At 66.6% G+C, this 24802-nt stretch carries 19 protein-coding genes; 10 read left to right on the top strand and 9 right to left on the bottom strand.

Annotation, left to right across the window (positions count from 1 at the left end; genetic code table 11):
- Nucleotides 1-51: 51 nt before the first annotated feature.
- The 5 genes from def to BAC01S_RS04020 all read right to left on the bottom strand — a co-directional run bounded on the left by def (nt 52) and on the right by BAC01S_RS04020 (nt 9076).
- Nucleotides 52-585, bottom strand: a complete 534-nt coding sequence (gene def, locus BAC01S_RS04045; protein ID WP_027793607.1) for a peptide deformylase — start codon at nt 583-585, stop codon at nt 52-54.
- Nucleotides 582-2633, bottom strand: coding sequence for an NAD-dependent DNA ligase LigA (gene ligA, locus BAC01S_RS04040; RefSeq protein WP_027793606.1), 2052 nt, complete (start codon nt 2631-2633; stop codon nt 582-584). Before ligA ends, def begins: the two co-directional genes overlap by 4 nt.
- 306 nt (nt 2634-2939) lie before the next feature.
- On the bottom strand, nt 2940-4208 hold the full coding sequence (locus BAC01S_RS04035) for a cell division protein ZipA C-terminal FtsZ-binding domain-containing protein (protein WP_027793605.1): 1269 nt from the start codon (nt 4206-4208) through the stop codon (nt 2940-2942).
- A 129-nt stretch (nt 4209-4337) separates the two neighbouring features.
- Nucleotides 4338-7856 (bottom strand): chromosome segregation protein SMC, encoded by a 3519-nt coding sequence (gene smc, locus BAC01S_RS04025; RefSeq protein WP_027793604.1) that lies wholly within the window; start codon nt 7854-7856, stop codon nt 4338-4340.
- 167 nt (nt 7857-8023) lie between these two features.
- Nucleotides 8024-9076 (bottom strand): DMT family transporter, encoded by a 1053-nt coding sequence (locus BAC01S_RS04020; protein WP_027793603.1) that lies wholly within the window; start codon nt 9074-9076, stop codon nt 8024-8026.
- Between the two features lie 299 nt (nt 9077-9375).
- Here BAC01S_RS04020 and dapC point away from each other — a divergent pair, with 299 nt between their 5' ends.
- The 6 genes from dapC to cls all read left to right on the top strand — a co-directional run bounded on the left by dapC (nt 9376) and on the right by cls (nt 15635).
- Complete coding sequence (gene dapC / locus BAC01S_RS04015; protein WP_027793602.1) at nt 9376-10599, top strand: succinyldiaminopimelate transaminase; 1224 nt, start codon at nt 9376-9378, stop codon at nt 10597-10599.
- Nucleotides 10600-10671: 72 nt separating this feature from the next.
- Complete coding sequence (gene dapD / locus BAC01S_RS04010; RefSeq protein WP_027793601.1) at nt 10672-11499, top strand: 2,3,4,5-tetrahydropyridine-2,6-dicarboxylate N-succinyltransferase; 828 nt, start codon at nt 10672-10674, stop codon at nt 11497-11499.
- Nucleotides 11499-11864 carry an ArsC family reductase gene (locus BAC01S_RS04005; protein WP_027793600.1) on the top strand — a complete coding sequence of 122 codons (366 nt, stop codon included), beginning with the start codon at nt 11499-11501 and terminating at the stop codon, nt 11862-11864. Before dapD ends, BAC01S_RS04005 begins: the two co-directional genes overlap by 1 nt.
- A gap of 129 nt (nt 11865-11993) precedes the next feature.
- Nucleotides 11994-13133: a succinyl-diaminopimelate desuccinylase gene (gene dapE / locus BAC01S_RS04000; protein WP_027793599.1), complete on the top strand. Its 1140-nt coding sequence runs from the start codon at nt 11994-11996 to the stop codon at nt 13131-13133.
- A 36-nt stretch (nt 13134-13169) separates the two neighbouring features.
- Complete coding sequence (prmB, locus tag BAC01S_RS03995) at nt 13170-14054, top strand: 50S ribosomal protein L3 N(5)-glutamine methyltransferase (protein ID WP_027793598.1); 885 nt, start codon at nt 13170-13172, stop codon at nt 14052-14054.
- Nucleotides 14055-14195: 141 nt separating this feature from the next.
- Nucleotides 14196-15635 carry a cardiolipin synthase gene (gene cls, locus BAC01S_RS03990; RefSeq protein WP_027793597.1) on the top strand — a complete coding sequence of 480 codons (1440 nt, stop codon included), beginning with the start codon at nt 14196-14198 and terminating at the stop codon, nt 15633-15635.
- A 24-nt stretch (nt 15636-15659) separates the two neighbouring features.
- On the opposite strand, the gene BAC01S_RS03985 is transcribed toward cls, so the two are convergent.
- Nucleotides 15660-16142, bottom strand: a complete 483-nt coding sequence (locus tag BAC01S_RS03985; RefSeq protein ID WP_027793596.1) for a glutathione peroxidase — start codon at nt 16140-16142, stop codon at nt 15660-15662.
- Nucleotides 16143-16270: 128 nt separating this feature from the next.
- Here BAC01S_RS03985 and BAC01S_RS03980 point away from each other — a divergent pair, with 128 nt between their 5' ends.
- Complete coding sequence (locus tag BAC01S_RS03980) at nt 16271-18202, top strand: ATP-binding cassette domain-containing protein (RefSeq protein WP_027793595.1); 1932 nt, start codon at nt 16271-16273, stop codon at nt 18200-18202.
- 53 nt (nt 18203-18255) lie between these two features.
- Nucleotides 18256-19428: a CaiB/BaiF CoA transferase family protein gene (locus BAC01S_RS30225; RefSeq protein WP_084168170.1), complete on the top strand. Its 1173-nt coding sequence runs from the start codon at nt 18256-18258 to the stop codon at nt 19426-19428.
- 69 nt (nt 19429-19497) lie between these two features.
- Here BAC01S_RS30225 and BAC01S_RS03970 read toward each other — a convergent pair whose 3' ends face one another.
- From BAC01S_RS03970 to alr, 3 genes are all read right to left on the bottom strand, one after another.
- Nucleotides 19498-19746 (bottom strand): DUF2866 domain-containing protein, encoded by a 249-nt coding sequence (locus BAC01S_RS03970; RefSeq protein WP_156954313.1) that lies wholly within the window; start codon nt 19744-19746, stop codon nt 19498-19500.
- 168 nt (nt 19747-19914) lie between these two features.
- On the bottom strand, nt 19915-21291 hold the full coding sequence (gene radA / locus BAC01S_RS03965) for a DNA repair protein RadA (protein WP_027793593.1): 1377 nt from the start codon (nt 21289-21291) through the stop codon (nt 19915-19917).
- Between the two features lie 17 nt (nt 21292-21308).
- Nucleotides 21309-22379: an alanine racemase gene (alr, locus tag BAC01S_RS03960; RefSeq protein WP_027793592.1), complete on the bottom strand. Its 1071-nt coding sequence runs from the start codon at nt 22377-22379 to the stop codon at nt 21309-21311.
- 219 nt (nt 22380-22598) lie between these two features.
- Between alr and lplT the strand changes: the two genes are divergently transcribed.
- Both lplT and thiD read left to right on the top strand, forming a co-directional pair.
- Nucleotides 22599-23909, top strand: a complete 1311-nt coding sequence (gene lplT / locus BAC01S_RS03955) for a lysophospholipid transporter LplT (RefSeq protein ID WP_027793591.1) — start codon at nt 22599-22601, stop codon at nt 23907-23909.
- An 84-nt stretch (nt 23910-23993) separates the two neighbouring features.
- Nucleotides 23994-24800, top strand: a complete 807-nt coding sequence (gene thiD, locus BAC01S_RS03950) for a bifunctional hydroxymethylpyrimidine kinase/phosphomethylpyrimidine kinase (protein WP_027793590.1) — start codon at nt 23994-23996, stop codon at nt 24798-24800.
- The last annotated feature ends 2 nt before the right edge of the window (nt 24801-24802 follow it).

Below are 24802 nucleotides of genomic sequence, written 5' to 3'. Positions count from 1 at the left end.
GAAAAACGGGAGCTGCTGGCTCCCGTTTTTCGTTTCCGGTTTCGCGTCGCCTCACTCGTCGCTGCGTGGATCGAGTTCCGGGAACAGGACTTCGGTAAAGCCGAACTTCGAAAAATCGGTGATCCGCATCGGATAGAGTTTGCCGATCAGATGGTCGCATTCGTGCTGGACCACGCGGGCATGGAAGCCCTCGGCGACACGTTCGATGGGCGTGCCGTACTGATCGAAGCCGTTGTAGCGAATCATCGAATAGCGGCTGACGGCGCCGCGCATGCCCGGCACCGAAAGACAGCCTTCCCAGCCCTCTTCCATGTCGTGCGAGAGCGGATGGATGACCGGATTGATGAGCACCGTCTGCGGCACTTCGGGCGCTTCGGGATAACGCGCGTTGTGCTCGAAGCCGAAAATGACGACCTGCAGATCCACGCCAATCTGCGGCGCCGCCAGGCCGGCACCGTTCGCCGCGTGCATCGTGTCGAACATGTCGGCGATCAGTTCGTGCAATTCGGGCGTATCGAAATGGTCCACCGGCCTCGCGATGCCAAGCAGCCGGGGATCGCCCATCCTGAGAATTTCGCGAATCATGTCGTGTGGCCCTCCAGGAGCTTGAGCATTCCATCTTCGTCGAGTACCGGCACGCCGAGTTCCTCGGCCTTCGCGAGTTTGCTGCCCGCTTCGGCACCCGCCACCACGTAATCGGTCTTTTTCGACACCGAGCCGGCCACCTTCGCACCGGCCGCCTCGAGCCGCTCCTTCGCCTCGTCGCGCGTGAGCGTGGGCAGCGTACCGGTGAGCACCACGGTCTTGCCGGCCAGCACGCCCTGCGGCGCCTTCGGCGCAGGAGGACCTTCAGGCCATGTGACCTTGCCCGCGGCGCGCAGTTGCTCGATCACCGTGCGGTTATGTTCTTCGGCAAAGAACTGATGAATGGATTCGGCCACGATGGGGCCTACGTCGTTCACCTCGAGCAGCTCCTCCAGCGACGCGCCCAGCAACGCATCGAGCGAGCCGAAGTGCTTGGCGAGATCCTTCGCGGTGGATTCTCCGACATGGCGGATACCCAGCGCATAGATGAAGCGCGCGAACGTGGTCGACTTGGCCTTTTCGAGCGAATCGAGCAGGTTCTGCGCCGACTTGTCCGCCATGCGGTCCAGCGCCGCCAGCGTGCCGAAGCCGAGATTGAAGAGGTCCGCGGGCGTGCGCACGAGGTTCTGGTCGACGAGCTGGTCGATGATCTTTTCGCCGAGACCATCGATATCGAGCGCGCGGCGCTGGGCGAAATGCCAGAGCGCCTGCTTGCGCTGCGCGGGGCAGAAAAGCCCTCCCGTGCAGCGCGCAATGGCTTCGTCGGGCAGGCGCTCGATGCCCGAGCCGCACACCGGGCACTGCGTCGGCATCACGAATTCACGCGCGTCGGCGGGGCGGCGCTCGATCAGCGCGCCCACCACTTCCGGAATCACGTCGCCCGCGCGACGCACGATCACGGTGTCGCCGATACGGATGTCCTTGCGCCGGACCTCGTCCTCGTTGTGCAGCGTGGCGTTCGTGACGGTGGCTCCACCGACGAACACGGGTTCGAGGCGCGCGACCGGCGTGATGGCGCCGGTGCGCCCCACCTGAACCTCGATCGCGAGGAGCTTCGTGAGCGCTTCCTGGGCCGGAAACTTGTGGGCGAGCGCAAAGCGCGGCGCACGCGAGACGAAGCCGAGCGCGTCCTGTTCGTCGCGCCGATTGACCTTGTAGACCACCCCGTCGATGTCGTACGGAAGGCTGTCGCGCTTTTCGCCCACGGCGCGGAAAAACGCGAGCAGGCCCTGTGCCCCGGTCACGACGGCACGTTCGCTATTCACGGGCAGCCCGAGTTCGGCATACCAGTCGAGCAGTTCGCTATGCGTGGCCGGCATCGGCTCGCCTTCCAGCACGCCGATGCCGTAAGCGAAGAACGAGAGCGGCCGCTGGGCGGTGATTCGGGAGTCGAGTTGACGCAGGCTGCCGGCCGCGGCGTTGCGCGGGTTGGCAAACTCCTTCTGCCCCGCTTCGCGCTGCCGCTCGTTCATGCGCTCGAAGTCGCGGCGGAACATCAGCACCTCGCCGCGCACGTCCAGCACCTTCGGCACGCGCGGGCCCTTCAGGCGCAATGGCAGCGAGCGGATCGTGCGGACGTTTTCCGTGACGTTCTCGCCTGTCGTACCGTCGCCGCGCGTGGAAGCCTGGACAAAGGCGCCATCGACGTAGCGCAGGGAAATGGCAAGCCCGTCGAACTTGAGCTCGCATGCGTATTCGACGTCCGCCTTGCCGAGCGTTTCGGACACGCGCTTGTCGAACGCGACGATGTCTTCGTCCTCGAAACCGTTGTTCAGCGACAGCATCGGCACGTCATGCACGACCGGCTCGAACCCGGTCGCCACCTCGCCGCCTACGCGCTGCGTGGGCGAGTCGGGGCTGACGAGTTCCGGATGATCGGCTTCGAGCTGCTGCAGCTCCTTGAACAACCGGTCGTACTCCGCGTCGGGCAGCTCCGGCTGGTCGAGCACGTAGTAGGCGTGGTTCGCGCGTTCGAGTTGAGCGCGCAACCACGCCGCACGTTGCGGCGCAGGCGATTCATCGGGATGTCGGGCGGGCGTTCGGGCCATGCTGGAGCGGATCCGGGAATATTCGGAGTCAGATTATCGCAGGAAGCGCAGCGCGTGACATCGGCCGAACGGCCAGCTTAGTACGCCGCCGCACGGCCTGGCCAGCAATCCTGGCCGAACGGCCAACGTTGGCCTCGCGGCGTTGACGGTGAGTTGGCGGGCATGCGACCGTGAACGCGTCCTGATTGCGCACGAAGCATTCCCGCCATGTATTTTCCAGTCCGAACCGAAACCGGCCGAAGCGCCGGCTCCGTCACCGCACTTCGCGCGCAACACCCTTGCGGCGCCGCGCGGCACGCTCGCGCGTTACTGGCTGAAGAGCCGGCGCGTGGCCGGGGAGCCTGCCGGAATGCCGGCCTCCTCGAGCTTCGCGTAAAGGGTCATGAGCTGCTTGTCGATGGACTGCAGCACCGCTTCCGGCAGCGGGCGGCGCTGGTCGTCCACCACGCGCCCGCCAATACGCTCGGCCAGCGACTTCGCGTAATCGCACATGAGCCTGAACGGCAGGATGTCCTCGTCAGCCACCGGCACGTCGAGAACGAGGGTGATCATCTGACCGCCCTTGTACGTGAGGTCGTCGCGCAGGAAGTTGGTGTCGCCGAACTGCAGCATGAACACCGGGCTCTGTTTGGCGTCGAGCTTCACGAAGCGCGTGCCGTCGCGCGAAAGCAGCAGGCCGTCCTGCGCCGCCACGGCCTGCACGTAGTTCGCCGACCACGGTGCACCGTCCGACAACACGTTGATCGAGAGCTGCGCGTCGCATTGCGCGGCGAAGCCGTCGAGTTCGCGCGCCATCGCGACGGTCTCCATCATGTCCGGGAACTCGGGCGAGGCGTCGATCGCGTCGGCGAACTGCTGCACGCCTGTCACGAACTCCGAAAACTCCAGCTCGTTGAGCGGACCATTGCGATTGGCAAGCTGCGCCGCAGCACGCAGTTCTTCGTAGCGCACGCCGTTTTGCAGCAGTTCCCAGCCGTCGCCGTTTTCGGGCTTGCCTTCGATATGCACGGGCTTGCTGCCCGCGCGGCGCAGGCGCTGTGCATACGGGATCACACGCTCGCCGGCCAGCGGCGCGCCAAGCCGAACAGGCACGATGCAGTCGATACGGCGATCGACCACCGCGGGCGGCGCCGCCGAGATCGTCGTCGCGGCGGGCAGCACCGGTTCGACGCGTTCGGTCTCGTCGGTCCGGTCGGCACCTGCGCCCTCGGCGGCCGGCTCCGCAGCCTCAGCGCCGGATTGCGCCTGATCTTCAGGAAAGCCGTTCGGCGTCGTGGTTTCGGCCTGGATGTCGGCCGGCGTATCGAGCGGCGCGGCCGTGCCGAAACCCGGTTCGACGCGCTCCTCCGCCGCCCCGCCCGCGAGCGAAGGTTCGCGCCGCGATGGTGCACGAGCCGGTTCAATGAACGGGCCAGGCTCCTCGAGATCATCACGCGACGGCAGATCGGCCGTTTCCTCGGGCATCGGGCGCGGCATGCGCCGGCGCACCCTCGCGCCCTGCCACGCGTTGTAGACCACCACGCCCCCGACCACCACGGCACCCGCGCCGATCAACCCGAGAGTCAACTCGTCCATGCATGCTCCATCAGCAATTCTTGTTCAGCGGCGCGCGATCAAAGCGTGCGCCGCATGCGTTGCGTTCGTTACGCGCGCCGCGGCTGCCCTCTTTTCCGGCGCCACCGGCCGCGCGTCGCGCGCCCTCGTTCAAGCCGTATTCTGTGCGAATCCCGCGGCCGTTTCCATGTCGACCGCGACGATTCGCGAGACACCCTGCTCCTGCATCGTCACGCCGATCAGTTGCTGGGCCATTTCCATCGCAATCTTGTTGTGCGAAATGAACAGGAACTGCGTCTTGTCCGACATCGCCCGCACGAGGTTCGCGAAGCGCTCCGTATTCGCGTCGTCGAGCGGCGCGTCCACCTCGTCGAGCAAACAGAACGGCGCGGGATTCAACTGGAACATCGCGAACACGAGCGCCGTCGCGGTAAGCGCCTTCTCGCCGCCCGAGAGCAGGTGAATCGTCGAGTTCTTCTTGCCGGGAGGCTGTGCCATGACCTGCACGCCGGCATCGAGAATCTCGTCGCCGGTCATGATGAGCTTTGCCTGGCCGCCGCCGAACAGGCGCGGGAAAAGCTCGCCGAAGTGGCGGTTCACCTCGTCGAACGTGCCCTGCAGCAGCGTGCGCGTTTCCTGGTCGATCTTGCGGATCGCGTCCTCGAGCGTTTCGATGGCGCTCGTGAGGTCGGCGGACTGCGCGTCGAGGAAGGTCTTGCGCTCCTTCGCCGCGGCCAGCTCGTCGAGCGCGGCCATGTTCACCGGGCCGAGCGCCGCGATCGCGTTGTTGATGCGCGTGACTTCGCCCTGCAGATACGGGGCCTTCATGTCGGCCGTGAGCTTGGCCTGCAGCTCCGCTTCGTCGACGCCCGCCGCCTGCAGCTGTTCGACGAACTGCTCGCCGTTGATGCGCGCGGCCTGCTCCTTCAGCTGCAGTTCCGTGATGCGGTCGCGCAGCGGCTGCAGCGCGCGCTCGGCGGTGAGACGCGTCTCGTCCGCCTGGCGCAGCTTTGCGCTCAGGTCGTCCAGTTCGGCGCGTGCGGCACGCAGCAGCATTTCCTTCTGCGCGCGTACTTCCAGTGCATCCTGCAGCCCCGTGTGGGCCGTCTGCTCGTTGATCGTTTCGAGTTCCGCGCGCGCGTCTTCGAGCGACGCGGCCACGCGCTCGCTCTGGTCGTGCGCCACCTGGATATTGCGGCGCAGCTCTTCGATCCGGTTGGCCATGTTGCGCGCGGCAAAGCGCGCGTCGCCCGCGGCGCGTTCGAGGTCGCGCGCTTCGTTGCGCGCGGCGGCCAGCTCCTCGTCGAGCGACTCGAACGCCAGCTGGTTGTCCTCGAAACGCGCCTGCAGCTCGGCCAGCTCGACATCGTGGCGCTCGAAATTCGCTTCGGAATCCGCACGCAGCGCCCGCTGCTCGTCGATCTGCGCGGCGATCTCTTCGAGCTCCTCGCGAATCTGCGTGCTGCGCGCCGTATAGCGCTCATGCGCCTGCGTGAGCTTCAGCACCTCCATCTGCAGCGCGTGCACGCGCTGCGTGGCGCGCTCGGCCTGCTGACGCACTTCTGTGAGCACCTGCGCCGCCTGCGTATGTGCCGCTTCTGCGCGAATGGCGGCAGTGCGCGCTTCGTCGGCGAGCAGCGCCTGCGCACGCGCCTGGCGTGCGAGGTTCTCGATCTCCTGTTGACGCGCCAGCATGCCGGCCTGTTCGGAGTCGGCGGCATAGAGCTGAACGCCTACGCGCGTCACCATATGGCCGGATTTGACGACGAATACGCCGCCCGACGGCAACTGCGCGCGCTGCGCCAGCGCCTCGGCCAGATCCGTCGCGATGAAGATCGAGCCGAGCCATTCGGTCAGCACGGCGCGCAGGCCGGCATCGTCGATACGCACGAGCGAAAGCAGCGACGTAAAGCCCGCCGGCACCGGTGCCGTCTGGCCCGCAGCCGGCGGCGCGTAGAACGCGAGCTTGGCCGGCGGCGCGTCGCTCGCGAACGCCTTCACCCAATCGAGGTTCGACACTTCGAGCGCGGCGAGGCGCTCGCGCAGCACCGCTTCGAGCGCGGTCTCCCAACCGGCCTCGACATGCAGCTTCTTCCACAAACGCGGCAGCGCGCCGAGTTCATGCTTGTCGAGCCACGGCTGGATCTTGCCTTCGGTCTGAACGTTTTCCTGCAACTGCTTGAGCGCTGCAAGGCGCGCTTCGAGCTGGTGAATCTGCGCGCTCTCGGCCTGCACGCGCTCCTGCGCGGCGCGGCGCTCGCCATCGAGACGAGGCAGCGCCTCCTGAGCCTCGGCAAGACGATCCTGCGCGTCGCGCAGGACTTCCTCCTGTTCCGCGAGCTGCATGCGCTGCTCTTCGAGCTGCGCTTCGTCCGGCGCGTCGAGTCCGCCCTTTTCTGCCTTCAGGCGTTCCTCGCGCTGCTGGAGCTGCTGAAGCATCTGGTCGGCGTTGCGCTGATGCGCGGCCTCGAGCTTCAGCGCCTGCTCGGTGCGGGCAATGCCCGCGCGCTCTTCGTTGAGCTGGCCTTGCGCGTCGCGCCAGCGCGTCTCCAGTGCCGGCAGCGCTTCCTGCTTCGCCGCCGCCTCTTCTTCGGCCACGGCCGCCTTTTCCTCGGCGATGGCCAGTTGCTCTTCGGCGTCTTCGAGGTCGTCCTGGGCCTTCTGCGCCTGCGACTGCCACTGCTCGCGCTGCGCGGTGAGCGCGGCGATCTGGGCCTGCACGCGATTGCGCGACTCGACGATGAATTTGATCTCCGCTTCGAGCCGGCTCACCTCGGCGTTCGCTTCGTAGAGCGCGCCCTGGGCGCCCTGCATCGCGTCGCTCGCCGAATAGTGCGCCACGCGCAGCGTTTCCAGCTGCGCCTCCACTTCGCGCAGTTGCGCGGTGTGGCGCTCGAGATCGATCTGGGCCTGCTCGATGGCGCGCTGCTGACGCTCCTGCTCGCTCCCCGCCTCGTTCTTGCGCAGGAGCCACAGGAGACGCTGCTTTTCTTCGCCTTCGCTTTGCAGCTCGCGAAACTTCGTTGCGACGACGGCCTGGCCTTCGAGCTTATCGAGGTTCGTCGAGAGCTCGCGCACGATGTCCTCCACGCGCGTGAGATTCTCGCGCGTGTCGTGCAGGCGGTTCTCGGTCTCGCGGCGGCGCTCCTTGTACTTCGAAACGCCTGCGGCCTCTTCGAGGAACACGCGCAGCTCTTCGGGCTTCGCTTCGATGATGCGCGCAATCATGCCCTGGCCGATGATCGCGTAGGCGCGCGGCCCGAGGCCCGTGCCGAGGAAGATGTCCTGGATGTCGCGGCGGCGCGCCGGCAGGTTGTTGATGTAGTAGCTCGACGTGCCGTCGCGCGTCAGCACGCGCTTGACCGCGATCTCGGCATACTGCCCCCACTGCCCGGCCGCCCGCCCGTCCGCGTTGTCGAACACCAGTTCGACGCTCGCGCGGCTACCCGGCTTGCGCGCCGTCGAGCCGTTGAAGATGACATCCTGCATCGACTCGCCGCGCAGCTCGGAGGCACGGGACTCGCCAAGCACCCAGCGCACTGCATCGATGATGTTGGATTTGCCACAGCCATTCGGCCCGACCACCCCAACCAGCTGGCCCGGGACCTGGAAATGCGTGGGATCGACGAAGGATTTGAAGCCAGCGAGTTTAATCGAGGTCAGACGCACGGCGATATCGCTGTTGGAATAGGGAGAGTGAACGGGACCGCCCGTGGCGCATGCCGCGCGCCGGCTTCATCGCACGGTACGGCACGGCAGCGGGGCACACAAGGCAGCCGCCACGGCTCGCCACACGACACTCTCCATGTGCGCCGTGAGGCGAGAATCAGCGGCAATCATACCATCGCGCGAGCGGCATTCCGCTTGCCGCACGAGCCGCCGCCGGCGCCGCCGTCCTTGTCCTCGCCCTCGCCCTCGCCCTCGTCTTCGTCTTCGTCTTCGTCGGACGCGTCGGATTGTGCGGCGCCGTCGCGTGCCGGCTCGGCGACGTCGCGCGAGCGGTGCATCCAGCTCGACAGGAGCGAAGCCAGCACGATGCAGCCGCCGCCCGCCCATTCGCGGGGTCCCGGTGTCTCGCCTGCCAGCGCCCATGAACTCAGGGCGGTCACGACGATCTCGAACAGCATGATGATCGAAGCCCGGTTGGCGGGCACGCGGGCGAGGCCGTACTGCACGAGCATATTGTTCGATGCGAGTACGAGACCCAGCACCAGCGCCAGCAGCAACGCGCGAACCAGCAGGCCGCCGGCGGGCACGACCGTCATCGGTTCGAAAAGCGTCGCCGCCGCTCCGAACAAGGCTGCGCCGCCGAAGATCACGGCCGTGCGCATTTCGGGCTTCATGTCGGGCAGCACGCGGCTCGTCTTGAGCACGAGCACGTTGCTCATCGCGAATCCCATGCCGCCCGCAAGCCCCGCCCATTCGGCCGCATTGCCCGGCAACGGCACGCCGAGCGCGGGCGACCACAGCATCAGCATTGCACCCGCCAGCGAGAGCGCGGCGAGCGCCGCACCCGGCCAGGTCAACCGCTCACCCAGAATGAAGTGGGCGAACAGTGCAGTCCATGCTGGGGTCAGATAGAAGAGCAACAGCACCCGCATCACTTCGCCGTGGATCGAGCCCCAGACAAAGCCCAGATTCGTCACGCCGGCCGCGAGGCCCAGCATCGGCAGCACCCGGTGCCAGCGCACCGTCGCAATCGCGCGCCAGCGCAGGAGCAGGACGAAGGCGCAACCGGCGGCGCTCGTCGCCGCGCTCGCGGCCGTACCCGTCACGCCTAGCGCCGCGAGCATGCGCAGCGGATACCAGACGAAGCCCCAGACCGACGCGCCGATCATGATCGCGAGCGTCGGACCGCCCTTTTGCAGACTCTCCAGACTCCGGATCATGTGCCGGACCTCCGGCACCCGGGCCGCCTTGCCCGGCATCTCGCCGGACACGTCGAATTCGTCATCTCTCAGTCTCTCTATTTTTGAACCCGGCGTTTGAACCCCGCGGCCTCGCAACGCCCGCCGCACCCCTCGGCACCGCGCAGACGTCGCCACGTTATAATCAAACGCTTGCGGCAGGCCCGCCGTGCGGCGCCGAGGCGCTCATGCCGGGCGGATCGCCTCCGGCGCGAACCGTGCCTCGCCCGCGCGCTGCCTGCTTGCCCGCCCGTCCTTCGCTCACGCCCGTCCGACGCCAAGTGAATCCGTTACTCGATACCCTCCAGCCCTACCCCTTCGAAAAGCTGCGCGCCCTCTTCAAGGACGTCACGCCGAAAGCCGGCCTGCGCCCCATCAGCTTCGGGATCGGCGAGCCGAAACACCCGACGCCCGCGCTGATCCGAGACGCGATCGTGGCTTCGCTCGACGGCCTTGCGGTGTATCCCGCGACGGCCGGCAACCCGGCGCTGCGCGAATCAATCGCGAACTGGGTGAAGGCGCGCTACGGCCTGCCGGCCGTCGACGCGAACACCGAGGTGCTGCCGGTCTGCGGCTCGCGCGAGGCGCTCTTCGCGCTCGCCCAGGCGGTGCTCGACCCGGCCGCGGGCGTGAAAGACCCGGCCAGACGGGCGATCGTACTCTGCCCGAACCCGTTCTACCAGATCTACGAAGGCGCCGCGCTGCTCGCGGGCGCCGAGCCGTACTTCGTGAACAGCGATCCGGCGCGCAACTACGCGTGCGACTACTCGCAGGTGCCCGAGGACATCTGGGCGCGCACGCAGCTGCTCTACGTGTGCTCGCCCGGCAATCCGACCGGCGCCGCGCTCACGCTCGACGACTGGCGCGAGCTTTTCGCGCTCTCCGACCGCTATGGCTTCGTGATCGCCTCCGACGAGTGCTACTCCGAGATCTATTTCGACGAAGCGAAGCCGCCGCCAGGCGGTCTCGAAGCGGCGCACCAGCTCGGCCGCGACTTCACGCGTCTCGTCATGCTATCGAGTCTCTCGAAGCGCTCGAATGCGCCCGGCATGCGCTCGGGCTTCGTGGCGGGCGACGCCGCGATCCTCAAGCAATTCCTGCTCTACCGCACCTACCACGGCTCGGCGCTGTCGCCGGTCTGGCAGGCCGCGAGCATCGCCGCCTGGAACGACGAGGCCCACGTGCGCGAAAACCGCGCGAAATACGTGCGGAAATTTGCAACAGTCACGCCCATGCTCGCCGAGGTGCTCGACGTGCGCCTGCCCGACGCCGCGTTCTACCTCTGGGCCAACGTCGCGCGCACGGGCCTCACGGATACCGCGTTCGCCCAGCGCCTCTACGCCGACTATAATGTGACGGTTCTGCCGGGCTCGTATCTGGCCCGCACCGCGCACGGCGCGAATCCGGGCAAGGATTTCATCCGCATGGCGCTCGTCGCCGACGTCGAGGAGTGCATCGAGGGCGCACAACGCATCGTCGATTTCTGCCACTCGCTCAAGCAGTAAGCCAGATCATCGCAGCATGCGCGTCGCGCGTGCTGCCGCTAACCTCTACCGAACTCACACGAAACCACCATCATGTCGCAACAACTTCAGCAGATCATCGACACCGCCTGGGAAAACCGGGCCGACTTTTCGCCGAAGTCCGCCCCGAACGACGTGCGCGAAGCCGTCGCCCACGTGATCGCGGAACTGGACCGTGGCGCCCTGCGCTGCGCCGAAAAGAAGGACGGCGGCTGGGTCGTCAACCAGTGGGTCAAGAAGGCCGTGCTGCTGTCGTTCCGCCTCGAAGACAACGTGCCGATGGCGGCCGGCGGCTACAGCCAGTTCTACGACAAGGTGCCCTCGAAGTTCGCCAGCTACACGGCCGAAGACTTCGCCGCGGGCGGCTTTCGCGTCGTGCCGCCCGCCATCGCGCGCCGCGGCTCGTTCATCGCGAAGAACGTCGTGCTGATGCCGTCGTACACCAACATCGGCGCCTATGTGGACGAAGGCACGATGGTCGACACGTGGGCCACCGTCGGCTCGTGCGCGCAGATCGGCAAGAACGTGCACCTTTCGGGCGGCGTGGGCATCGGCGGCGTGCTGGAGCCGCTGCAGGCCAACCCGGTCATCATCGAGGACAACTGCTTCATCGGCGCGCGCTCGGAAGTCGTGGAAGGCGTGATCGTGGAAGAGAACTCGGTCATCTCGATGGGCGTGTATCTCGGCCAGAGCACCAAGATTTACGACCGCGAAACCGGCGAAGTCTCGTACGGCCGCATTCCGGCAGGCTCGGTCGTGGTGGCGGGCAACCTGCCCTCCAAGGACGGTTCGCACAGCCTTTACTGCGCCGTGATCGTCAAGAAGGTCGACGCGAAGACGCGCGCGAAGGTCGGCCTGAACGAGCTGCTGCGAGGCGACTGATGGCGAAGGCCGCGAAGACCGTCATATACGGCATTCCGAACTGCGACACCGTGAAAAAGGCCCGCGTGTGGCTCGAGGAGCACGGCGTCGAGTTCGAATTCCATGACTTCAAGAAGGCGGGCGTCTCGAATGCGCTGGTCCAGGACTGGCTGAAGGACGTGCCGCTCGACCAGCTCATCAACAAGCGCGGCACGACCTGGCGCGGGCTTTCCGAGGTTCACAAGGCCGAAGCCGACACGACCGCGGGCGCCATCGCGCTGATGATCCACAAGCCTTCGATCATCAAGCGCCCCGTCGTGGTGGTGAACGGCCGCGTGAAGACACTCGGCTTTTCCGCCGACCAGTACGAAGCACTGTTTGCCTGACGCTGTTTGCCCGAAAGCGGCGCGCCCGAAACACGCTTGCCGCGGATCGGGCGCAAACTGGCATCACAAGCTGTTGCCGGCCCCTGATTCGTCAGCGGCGCCGGCATTTTTATTGAAAGTGGCCCAACCATGTCCGGCACCCTCGCCCTTACCGAAGCCCTGATCGCCCGCGCGTCCGTGACGCCCGACGACCAGCACTGCCAGCGCATCATGACCGAACGCCTCGCGCCGCTCGGTTTCACGTGCGAAACGATCGAGTCGCATGGCGTGACGAACCTGTGGGCCGTCAAGCGCGGCACCGACGGCACCGATGGTTCGCTGCTCGCGTTCGCGGGCCATACCGACGTCGTGCCGACCGGCCCGCTCGAACAATGGCGGTCGCCGCCGTTCGAGCCGACGCAGCGCGGCGGCAAGCTCTACGGGCGCGGCGCCGCCGACATGAAAACCTCGCTCGCCGCCTTCGTCGTGGCAACCGAAGAGTTCGTCGCCGCCCACCCGCAGCATCGCGGCGCGATCGCGTTCCTGATCACGAGCGACGAAGAAGGCCCCGCCACCGACGGCACCGTGAAGGTCGTCGAAGCACTGCAGCAACGCGGCGAGAAGCTCGACTACTGCATCGTCGGCGAACCGACCTCGACTCACGTGCTCGGCGACTGCGTGAAAAACGGCCGCCGCGGCTCGATGTCGGGCAAGCTGATCGTCAAGGGCGTGCAGGGGCACATCGCCTATCCGCATCTCGCGAAGAACCCGGTGCACCTGCTGGCGCCGGCGCTGGCCGAACTCGTCGCCGAAAAATGGGACGACGGCAACGAATACTTCCCGCCCACCACATGGCAGGTGTCGAACCTGCACAGCGGCACCGGCGCGAGCAACGTGATTCCGGGCCACGCCGACGTGCAGTTCAACTTCCGCTTCTCGACCGCGAGCACGGTGGAAGGCCTGCAGCAGCGCGTGCACGCGATCCTCGACAAGCGCGGCCTCGACTACGAACTGCACTGGAGCGTGAGCGGCCTGCCGTTCCTCACTCCGCGCGGCAACCTCTCGAATGCGCTCGAAAAGGCGATCTTCGACGAAACCGGCGTCACGACCGAGCTCTCGACGACGGGCGGCACCTCCGACGGCCGCTTCATCGCGCGCATCTGCCCGCAGGTCGTGGAGTTCGGGCCGCCTAACGGCACCATCCACAAGATCGATGAGCATATCGAAGTGAAATATGTCGAACCGCTCAAGAACGTTTACCGCCGCGTGCTCGAACAACTGATCGCCTGAAACCGCCCGCCGGAGCCCTCCACCATGCCCCATCCGCTGACGACCACCTTCTCGACCGTGCGCGACCTGCTGCGCTACGCTGTCACGCGTTTCACGAGCGCCCAGCTGGCCTTCGGCCACGGCACCACCAACGCCTACGACGAAGCGGCCTACCTGGTCCTGCACACGCTGCATCTGCCGCTCGACCTGCTGGACCCGTTCCTCGACGCCCGCCTGACGAGCGAAGAAGTCGATACGGTGCTCGCCGTGATCGAGCGCCGCGCCACCGAGCGCGTGCCGGCCGCGTACATCACGCAGGAAGCCTGGATGCACGGCCTGCGTTTCTATGTGGATGAGCGCGTGATCGTGCCGCGTTCGTTCATCGGCGAACTGCTCGAAGACGGCCTGCAGCCCTATGTCGAGGACCCCGAACAAGTGGGCGCGGTGCTCGAGCTATGCACGGGGTCGGCCAGCCTCGCGATTCTCGCCGCGCATGCCTTCCCGAACGCCGACATCGACGCCGTCGATCTGTCGGCGCCCGCACTCGAAGTGGCGCGTCGCAACGTCGAGGAGCACGGCCTCGACGACCAGATCGCGCTCTTCGAAGGCGACCTCTTCGCGCCGCTGCCCGAGCGTCGTTACGACGTGATCGTCACGAACCCCCCGTACGTGAACGCCGAGTCGATGCAGGCGCTGCCGCCCGAATACCGCCATGAGCCGGAAATGGCGCTGGCCGGCGGCGCGGACGGCATGGACATCGTGCGCCGCATCATCGGGCAGGCGCGCAACTGGCTGACCGACGAAGGCGTGCTCGTGGTGGAGATCGGCAACGAGCGGGCGAACGTCGAGGCGGCATTCGGCGGCCTCGACCTCGTCTGGCTCTCGACGAGCGCGGGCGACGACCAGGTATTCCTGATCCAGGCGGCCGATCTGCCGGTCTGACCATCGCGGATTGACGGCACGCGCGCGTCCCACGCCGCGCGTTAGCCTCGCATCGAGCGGGTTCGGTAATATGATTGTTTCCCCGCTACCGCGCTTCAGCGTCTTCCGGCGCTCCTGGCTTTCCCGCCGTCAAGCGTCCCTATGCGATTCGACTGGTCACAACTCGGCCCCCTGCTCGCGGTCATCCACCTGCTTGGACTTGCCGCGGCTTGCCACGCCATCATGAATACGCGCACCTCGCAGGGTGCGATCGCGTGGGCGGTCTCGCTCGCGACCATGCCGTATTTCACGTTGATCCCGTATCTGTTTCTCGGGCGCAGCAAGTTCGAGGGTTACGTCGATGCGCGGCGGCTGCGCAACGAGAACCTGCGCGAGCGCGCCCACACCCCGGAGCGGGACAAGCCGCGCCATGATGGCGCCTCGCCCGACCACGAGCCCGGCGCGCGCATGATCCGCACGATGGCCCACCTGGGCGGCATGCCGCTCGTGCCCGGCAATTCGGTGCGCACGCTGGTCAACGGCGAAGCGACGTTCGGCGCGATCTTCGACGCCATCGAACAGGCAAAGCATTACGTCATCGTGCAGTTCTTCATCGTGCGCGACGACGCGCTCGGCGACATGCTGAAGGACACGCTCGTCCAGTGCACGGCGCGCGGCGTGCGCGCCTTCTTCCTCTACGACAGCATCGGCAGCTTCGACCTGCCCGCCAGCTACGTGCACGAGCTGCGCGCGGCCGGTGTGGTCGTGCATCCGTTCTCGACGAAGCGCCACTTCGTCAACCGTTTCCAGCTCAACTTCCGCAATCACCGCAAGATCGTCGTGGTGGACGGCGAGCGCGCGTTCGTGGGCGGGCACAACGTGGGCGTGGAGTATCTGGGCGCGAAGCCGCCGCTCTCGCCGTGGCGCGACACGCACATCGAAGTGCGCGGTCCGGCCGTGGCCAACATCCAGTTCGTCTTCACCGAAGACTGGTACTGGGCCACCCAGGAGTTGCCGGGGTGCGAGCCGCCCGGCGTCGCGGCGCTGGACGACAACATGCCTTGCCTCGTCATGCCGACCGGCCCGGCCGACCGCCAGGAAACCTGCTCGCTCTTTTTCGTCGAGGCGATCAACGCCGCGCAACGGCGCCTGTGGATCACCACGCCCTACCTCGTGCCCGACGAAGCCGTGCTCTCGGCGCTGCGGCTTGCCGCGCTGCGTGGCGTGGACGTGCGCATCATGATCCCGAGCCGGCGCGACCACTATGTGGTGTTCGAAGCTTCGACGCTCTACGCTTTCGACGCGATCCGCGCGGGCATCCGCATCTTCCGCTACCAGCCGGGCTTCCTGCACCAGAAGGTCGTGCTGATCGACGACATGGCCGCGGCGATCGGCAGCGCGAATCTCGACAACCGCTCGTTCCGCCTGAACTTCGAGATCATGGTGCTCACGGTCCACCGCGGTTTTGCCGCCGAGGTCGAATCGATGCTGCTGCGCGACTTCGCGGAAACGATCGAGATCGACCGCAACGAATACCGCAACGCGCCCTGGTGGCGCAAGATCGCGATGCATCTCGCGCGCCTGTTCGCGCCGATTCTCTAGCCGCGCCGGCTTCGGCCGCGCGCCCTACAGTAGCTTTTCGATGTCTGCCGCGATTACCTCGGGCTTCGTGACCGGCGCGTAGCGCTTCACCACTTTGCCGTTGCGGTCCACGAGGAATTTCGTGAAGTTCCACTTGATCGCCTCGAGTCCGAGCAGGCCCGGCGCCTCGCCCGTGAGCCAGCGATAGAGCGGATGCGCGTTCGCCCCGTTCACGTCGATCTTGTCGAACATCGGAAACGTGACGCCGTAGTTCTTCTCGCAGAAACTGCCGATCTGTGCCGAATCGCCCGGCTCCTGCTTGCCGAACTGGTTGCAGGGAAAGCCCAGCACCGCGAGCCCGCGCGTGGCGTAGTCGTCGTACAGCTTCTGCAGCCCTGTGTATTGCGGCGTGAACCCGCACTCGCTCGCCGTGTTGACGATGAGCAGCACCTTGCCCGCGTAGCTTTCGAGGCTCACCGGCGCGGCGCCGCCCAAGGGCTGGGCCGAAAACGAATAGATCGAAGGCATCTGTGGTCTCCCGTAGCAAAGCGCCAGTCTACGTGAGAAACAAAGCGCGACACACCCTGGCCTGACGGCAGATGCCGGCGCACGGGCCGTGCAGTCTAAAATAGCGTTTTCCCCATGCTGGCGCCGCTGTGATCCGCTTCAATCAATTCAGTCTTGCCCGCGGCACCAAGCCGCTTTTCGACCAGACCTCGTTCACGCTGAACCCCGGCGAAAAGGCCGGTCTCGTCGGCGCGAACGGCGCGGGCAAATCGACCCTTTTCGCCGTGCTGCGCGGCGAGTTGCACGCCGACGCGGGAGACTTCTCGCTGCCGCCGTCCTGGCGCATCGCGCACGTGGCGCAGGAAACACCCGCGGTCGATCGCAGCGCGCTCGACTACACGCTCGACGGCGACGCGGCGCTGCGCGAGATCGAAGCGCACATCGCTTCGGCCGCTGCCGCGCACGACGGCGCAGCCGAAGCCGAAGCGCACGCTGCCTTCGCCGACGCCGACGGCTATACGGCCCCGGCGCGCGCTGAAGCGCTGCTGCTCGGCCTCGGCTTCACGCTGGAACAAACGCGCGCGCCGGTCGCGAGCTTCTCGGGCGGCTGGCGCATGCGCCTGAACCTCGCTCAGGCGCTAATGTGCCGCTCCGACCTGCTGCTGCTCGACGAACCCACGAACCACCTCGACCTCGACGCAATCGTCTGGCTGGAAGACTGGCTGCATCGCTACCCGGGCACGCTCGTCGTGATCTCGCACGACCGCGAATTTCTCGATTCGATCTGCAACGTAACGCTCCATCTGGAGAACCAGCAGATCAAGCGTTACGGCGGCAATTACTCGCAATTCGAAATCCTGCGCGCGCAACAGCTCGCGCTCCAGCAAAACGCCTACGAAAAGCAGCAGAGAACCGTCGCGCATCTGCAAAGCTTCATCGACCGCTTCAAGGCGAAGGCCACCAAGGCGCGCCAGGCGCAAAGCCGCGTCAAGGCGCTGGAGAAGATGGAGCTGATCGCGCCGGCGCACGCAAGCTCGCCGTTCACCTTCGAGTTCCGCACGCCCGACTCCGCGCCGAACCCGATGCTCGTGATGGAAGACGTGCGCTGCGGCTACCGCGCCGAAAACGGCGGCGAAACGCCCATAGTCGAACGGGTCTCGCTGTCGATCCAGAGTGGCCAGCGCATCGGCCTCCTCGGCGCCAACGGCCAGGGCAAATCCACGCTCATCAAGACGCTCGCCGGCACGCTCGCGTCGCTCTCGGGTGAGCTGCGCACGGGCAAGGGTCTGCAGATCGGCTATTTCGCGCAGCACCAGCTCGAAACGCTGCGCCCGGACGACTCCCCGCTCCAGCATCTCGCGCGCCTTGCGCCCGACACGCGCGAGCAGGAACTGCGCGACTTTCTCGGCGGCTTCAACTTCCCGGGCGAGATGGCAACGGCGCCTATCGCGCCGTTTTCAGGCGGTGAAAAGGCGCGCCTCGCGCTCGCGCTGATCATCTGGCAGAAGCCGAATCTGCTGCTGCTCGACGAACCGACCAACCACCTCGACCTCGAAACGCGCCACGCGCTGACGATGGCGCTCGCGCAGTTCGAAGGCACGCTGATCCTCGTCTCGCACGACCGGCATCTGTTGCGCGCCACCACGGACCAGTTCATGCTGGTCGCGAAGCATCGCCTGCAGCCCTTCGACGGCGATCTCGACGACTACCGCGACTGGCTGCTCCAGCATGCCGCCGAACAACGCGCGGCGCTCAAGCAGGACGCAGCGGGCGAAAGCACGGCGGACGCGGGCGTCAACCGCAAAGAACAACGCCGCCAGGAAGCGGAAACGCGTCAGAAGCTTGCGCACCTGAAGAAGCCGTTACAGGCGAAGATCGGCAAGATCGAGAAGGAAATGGACGCGCTCAACGTGGAAAAGGGTACGCTGGACACCTTCGTCGCCGACCCCGCCAGCTACGAGCCCAATCAGAAGACGCGCCTGACCGAAGCGATCCGCCGTCAGGCCGAAGTTCAATCGAGGCTCGACACGCTCGAAGCCGAATGGCTCGACGCACACGAAGAGCTGGAGCAGATCGGTTAGCCGCGGCGCGCGTGCGCCCCGCCAAGGAGAAATGAGTGTCGTCACCCGCCGCATTGCAGGGCCTGCGCGTCCTTGATCTGACCATGCTGCTGCCTGGTCCGGTCGCCACGTTGCGGCTCGCCGAGATGGGCGCGGACGTGCTGAAGATCGAGCCGCCCGGCGCAGGCGACGCCGCCCGCGTGATGATGCAGAGCGCCGCCGACGAAGTGGCCGCGCGCCCCGGTGCGTTCTACCGCCTCGTCAATCGCGGCAAGCGCGAAACCCGGCTCGACCTGAAGTCCGAAGCCGGGCGCGCGGTGCTGCTCGCGCTGGCGCGCGACGCCGACGTGCTCGTCGAGAGCTTCCGGCCCGGCGTGATGACCCGGCTGGGCGCAGGTTACGAAGCGCTCAGCGCCATCAACCCGAAGCTCGTGTATTGCGCGATCAGCGGCTATGGCGCCGACAGCCCGTTCTCCGACCGTGCCGGCCACGATCTGAACTACATCGGCTATGCGGGCGTGCTCGACCAGTTGGCGGGACGCGATGGTGCGCCCGCGCTGCCCAACTTCCAGATCGCCGACCTGCTGGGCGGCGCGCTCAGCGCGGTCACCCAGATTCTCGCGGCGCTCTGGCAGGTCGCGCGGGGCGGCGCCGGCCGCTTCATCGACGTCTCGATGGCGCACGCCAGCTACGCATACAACGTGGTCGCCCAGGTCGCGCTCGCCAACGACGATGCGGCCGCCCTTCAGCCCGGCGGCGGCCTGCTCAATGGCGGCGTGCCCTGCTACAACCTCTACCGTACCCGTGACGGTCGCTGGCTCGCCATTGGCGCACTTGAGCTGAAGTTCTGGCAAGCGCTCTGCAAAGCACTCGGGCGCGAGGACTGGCTCGAGCGGCACTGGAGCCTGGGGCAGGCGATCGGCGGCACGGACGCGGCGGCGCTCACGCGCGAGCTCGCGGCAATCATCGAAGCGGAGCCGTTGCAGGTGTGGATCGACCGGCTCGAGCCGATCGACTGCTGCGCCACGCCGGTTCTCACGCCCGGCGAAGCGGCGAGGCACCCGCTCTTCAATCCCCATGTGCTGCAACAGGCTCTGGCGGCGAACGCCGTGGCGCCCTCAGGCATGCCGAAAGCGCAGCAAGACAATACCGGCCAGAGAGCGACGGGGGCCACCCAGGGACAGTCGGGCGCAGGCGCGGGAAGCCCGGACGGCAACAAGCCGTTCACCTATGGCCCATGGGGCTAGACGCCGGACCTACCGACGAAGATAAGGAATGGAAATGAAAATGGACGCACAAGGCGCCCATTTTTTTGGCTAGCGGCGCGGCAGTGTTTGCCGCGGCGCGCGTTCGTCATCGTAGAGCACGTGCTTGCGGCCTTCCACGTGATGCGCAATGGTGCTGCGCACCTGCGCCGCGGTGACGTTGCCGGCCACCACGCGGCGCGAAATGCGCCCGTCGCTGTCGATCCACTCGACGATGCGGCAAGTGCTGCCCCAAGGTTGCATGAGCGGCTCGGAAACCCGGCAGCCGCGTACGACGATCGAATGATCGCCGGCGGACATCTCAGTCTGTTTCAAGACGCCATCCTTTCCGCTGGACGCGGGTTGAACATGCGGCCAAGGATAGGCAATCCGGAAATCGACCAGGTTACAGTGTGTACCAGGGTTGTTACTAATCATTACGCGCCAGTTCGCGGAAAATGCCTTTTCCCGCCGTGCTGCGCCCCCGGTTCATTCCAGCGTGCGGACCTTGTCGATCGCCTCTTCGATGCGCTCGACGGCAACCACCTGCAAGCCGTCGATCGGCTGCTTGGGCGCATTGGCGCGCGGAATCAGCGCGCATGAGAAACCGAGCTTCGCCGCTTCCTTCAGACGGTCCTGCCCGCGCGGCGAGGGTCGGATCTCGCCCGCGAGGCCAACTTCGCCGAAAACGATCAGGCCCTTGGGCAACGGCTTGTTACGCATCGACGAGTGAATCGCCAGCAGCACGGCGAGGTCGGCGGCCGGTTCGGTGATCTTGACGCCGCCCACCGCATTGAGGAACACATCCTGATCGAAGCAGGCAATGCCCGCGTGCCGATGCAGCACGGCGAGCAGCAACGCGAGCCGGTTCTGCTCGAGCCCGACCGCAAGACGCCGCGGGTTGGGCACGTGCGCGGTATCCACGAGCGCCTGCACTTCGACCAGCAGCGGCCGCGAGCCCTCCTGGGTCACGAGCACGCACGACCCCGGCACACTCTGTTCGTGCTGCGAGAGAAACAGCGCCGAAGGATTCGCGACGCCGCGCAGGCCGCGCTCGGTCATGGCGAACACGCCCAGTTCGTTGACCGCGCCGAAGCGGTTCTTGAAAGCCCGCACGAGGCGGAACGACGAGTGCGTATCGCCTTCGAAGTACAGCACGGTGTCCACGATGTGTTCGAGCACGCGCGGCCCGGCGAGGTTGCCCTCCTTCGTGACGTGCCCGACCATGATGATGGCCGTACCCGACTGCTTGGCGATGCGCGTGAGCTGCGCCGCGCACTCGCGCACCTGCGCAACGGAGCCGGGCGCCGAAGTCAGCGCCTCGGAGTAGATGGTCTGGATCGAGTCGATCACGGCGACGTCGGGCTTCTCGCCCTCGATGGTCGCCTGGATTTTTTCCAGCTGGATCTCGGCAAGCAGCTGCAGCTCGCTCGCCTTCGAACCGGGATCGAGCAGCGCGAGCCGTTGCGCACGCAGCGCAATCTGCGCCGCCGATTCTTCGCCGCTCACATAGAGCGCGCGGCGCTCGGCCGCGATCTGCGCCAGCGATTGCAGCAGCAGCGTCGATTTGCCGATGCCGGGGTCCCCGCCGATCAGCACGACGCCGCCCGCGACGAGCCCCCCGCCCAACACGCGGTCGAACTCGCCCACACCGGTGGTGAAGCGCGGCACGTCGGACGCCTCGATGTCGGCGAGACGGCGCACCGGCGCGCTCTTCGCAAGCGACTGGAAGCGATGCCCGCCCGCCGGTTCGGCAATGCTCTCCACGAGCGTGTTCCAGGCCCCGCACGCGGGGCATTGCCCCTGCCATTTCGGTACCTGCCCGCCACACTCGGTACACGTATACAGTGTCTTGACCTTCGCCATGCTGCGGGTCGCCACGCTTATTCCGCCCGCACCGGCACGCGCGGCGCCACTGCGCACATCAGCTCGTAGCCGACGGTGCCGCAGGCCTGCGCAACGTCGTCGATCGGCAGGTTCGCCCCCCAGAGCTCCACGCGCGCGCCGACGCCCGCGTTCGGCACCGGCGTCAGGTCGACGGTGAGCATGTCCATGGAGACGCGCCCGACCACCCGCGTACGCACGCCCTCGACGATCACGGGCGTGCCTTCGGGCGCGATGCGCGGATAGCCGTCGGCGTAGCCGCACGCCACGACGCCGATGCGCATCGGCTTGCGCGCCGTGAAAATCGAACCGTACCCGACCGTCTGGCCCTCGGCGACGTTTTGCGTGCCGATCAGTTCGGACGCAAGCGTCATGGCCGGCTGCAGGCCGACGCCGTCGACGGCGGAAGCCACGCCCGAAGGCGAGGCGCCGTAGAGAACGATGCCGGGCCGCACCCAGTCGAAATGGGCGGCCGGATGCCAGAGCGTCGCCGCCGAATTCGCCAGGCTGCGCGCGCCGGCAATGCCCTGCGCGCCGCGCTCGAACGCCTCCATCTGCTCGCCGACGCCGCGCGGCGTGTCGGCATCCGCGAAATGCGTCATCAGCGTGATCTGGCCGATGCCGGGACAGGCGCGCGCCCGCTCCCATGCCGCGCGATACTTCTCCGGCGTATAGCCGAGCCGGTTCATGCCGCTGTTCATCTTGAGCTGGACGTTGACCGGCTTCGACAAGCGCGCCATTTCGAGCATGCGCATCTGCTCGTCGGAATGCACGACCGTGGTGAGGCTGTAGCGGTCGATCACGTCGATATCGGTAGGCCGGAAAAAGCCTTCCAGCAGCAGGATCGGCCCCGCCCAGCCCAGCTCGCGCAGCTTCACCGCCTCTTCCAGGTCCAGCAGGCCGAAGCCGTCCGTGGCGCGCAGGCCGGGGAACGCGCGAGCGAGCCCGTGGCCGTAGGCATTGGCCTTGACCACGGCCCAGATTTTCGACTTGGGAGCGTACCGGCGGACGACTGCGAGATTGTTGGCGAGTGCGGCGGTGTGAATCGTGGCGGAAAGGGGGCGAGGCATGGGAGATTTTCGTAAAGACGCTTTCGAATCAGGAGCTTACAGTGCGTTTTCAGCACCTGGAAGGCCGGGCGCGCCGGGCCGTCAAGGAATCTGCTAGTCCGAACCCAGCTATTTTCATGATATAAAGCCCTGCGCACAACCCATTTCGAACGTAATAAGCCCGGATGCCTCCCACCCGTCCGGGGCGGACGGACCGCAGCGAGGACAGCATCGCATCAGATGAAAAAAGGCTTTTACACCATCATGGCCGCGCAGTTTTTTTCGTCGTTGGCCGACAATGCGCTCCTGATCGCTGCAATTGCACTGCTGAAAGATCTCCAGGCCCCGAACTGGATGACGCCGCTGCTCAAGCTGTTTTTCGTTCTTTCCTACGTGGTTCTAGCCGCTTTTGTCGGTGCCTTTGCTGATTCGCGCCCCAAGGGCCGCGTGATGTTCATCACGAACACGATCAAGGTAATCGGCTGCGCCACGATGCTGGCCGGCACGCATCCGCTGTTCGCTTACGGCGTGGTGGGTTTCGGGGCCGCGGCCTATTCGCCGGCCAAATATGGAATCTTGACGGAATTGCTACCGCCGGAGCGGCTGGTCGCCGCAAACGGCTGGATCGAGGGCACGACAGTCGGCTCGATCATCCTCGGTACGGTTCTGGGCGGCGCACTCATCAGCCCTCACATCGCCTCGCACGTCATCAAACATACGCCCGCCTGGGTCAACACCCCCGCCGAAGCCGCAATGCTCGTCATCATGGGCATCTACGTCGTCGCCGCCCTCTTCAATCTGCGCATTCCCGACACCGGCGCCCGCTATCCGCGCCAGGAACACGGCCCCATCCGCCTCATCACCGATTTCGCCGACTGCTTCCAGGTCCTCTGGCGCGACAAGCTCGGCCAGATCTCGCTCGCCGTCACGACGCTCTTCTGGGGCGCAGGCGCCACGCTGCAGTTCATCGTGCTCAAGTGGGCCGAGGTGTCGCTCGGCATGTCGCTCTCGGAAGGCGCGATCCTGCAGGCGGTCGTCGCCGCGGGCGTCGCCGTGGGAGCGGTGATCGCCGCCGCCCGCGTGCCGCTCAAGAAGTCGCTTTCGGTGCTGCCCGTCGGCATCATCATGGGCATCGCCGTCATGCTCATGGCCTTCTACACGCGCAACCTGTTTCCGCCGCACTGGGGCCTGCGTCTCGGCCATCTGCACGTCTCCGGCTACCTGCTGTTCGCCTATCTCTTCCTGATGGTGGTGGGCGGCCTCTCTGGCTATTTCGTCGTGCCGATGAATGCGCTCCTGCAGCACCGCGGTCACGTCCTGCTTTCCGCGGGCCACTCCATCGCCGTGCAGAATTTCAACGAGAACCTTTCGGTGCTCGTCATGCTCTGCCTCTATGCCGTGCTCGTCTGGCTCGACGTGCCGGTGACCATCGTGATCGTGCTGTTCGGCACCTTCGTCTGTCTCATGATGTGGCTCGTGATGCGCCGCCACCAGGCCAATCAGCGCGCGTTCGACTCGGTCGCGCTGATCGGCGAAAATCACGGGCACTGACTCCCCGATTCGTCTGCTCTGCCCATTCTGAGCGTGCGCGGTGCGCGCCGTGCCCGTCTCGCCGTGCCCATCTTTCACGCTGCCATGACCTCATCGATTCCCAACGTCCTCACGATCGCCGGCTCCGATTCGGGCGGCGGCGCCGGCATTCAGGCCGATCTCAAAGCGTTCTCGGCGCTCGGCGCGTACGGCGCCAGCGTCATCACCGCGCTCACCGCGCAGAACACGCGCGGCGTCACGGCAATCCACGCGCCCGATCCGGCATTCGTCACGGCGCAGCTCGACGCCGTCTTCGAGGACATCCGCATCGACGCCGTGAAGATCGGCATGCTGGCCAACGCGCCGATCGTGCGCGCCGTGGCCGACGCGCTGCGCCGCCACCGGCCGCACCGCGTCGTGCTCGACACGGTCATGATTTCGAAGAGCAACCACGCGCTGCTCGCGCCTGAAGCCGTCGCGGCGCTGCGCGAGGAACTGCTGCCGCTCGCGGGCATCGTTACGCCGAACCTGCCCGAGGCCGCGGCGTTGCTGGGCGTCGCGCCGGCCGCCGACGAAGCGGCGATGGTCGAGCAAGGCGAGGCCCTGCGCGCACTCGGGGCGCGGGCCGTGCTCATGAAGGGCGGCCATCTGGGCGGCGCGGACAGCCCGGACTGGCTCATCGAGGAGAGCGGCACGCTGCGCCTTGCCGGCCGGCGCGTGCCGGTGACCAATACGCACGGCACCGGCTGCACGCTGTCTTCCGCGATCGCGGCCCTGTGGCCGCAGCGCGCGAACCTCGCCGAGGCCGTCGCGGACGCCAAGCAGTACCTCACGGGCGCGCTCGAAGCGAGCAAGCGCCTCGACGTCGGCCACGGCGTCGGGCCCGTGCATCACTTCCATCGCTGGTGGTAAGC

The organism is Paraburkholderia acidipaludis NBRC 101816 (assembly GCF_000684975.1).
Lineage (GTDB): Bacteria > Pseudomonadota > Gammaproteobacteria > Burkholderiales > Burkholderiaceae > Paraburkholderia > Paraburkholderia acidipaludis.
The sequence above is the reverse complement of the archived record's forward strand: the minus strand, read 5'-3'. Positions and strand labels throughout refer to the sequence as shown.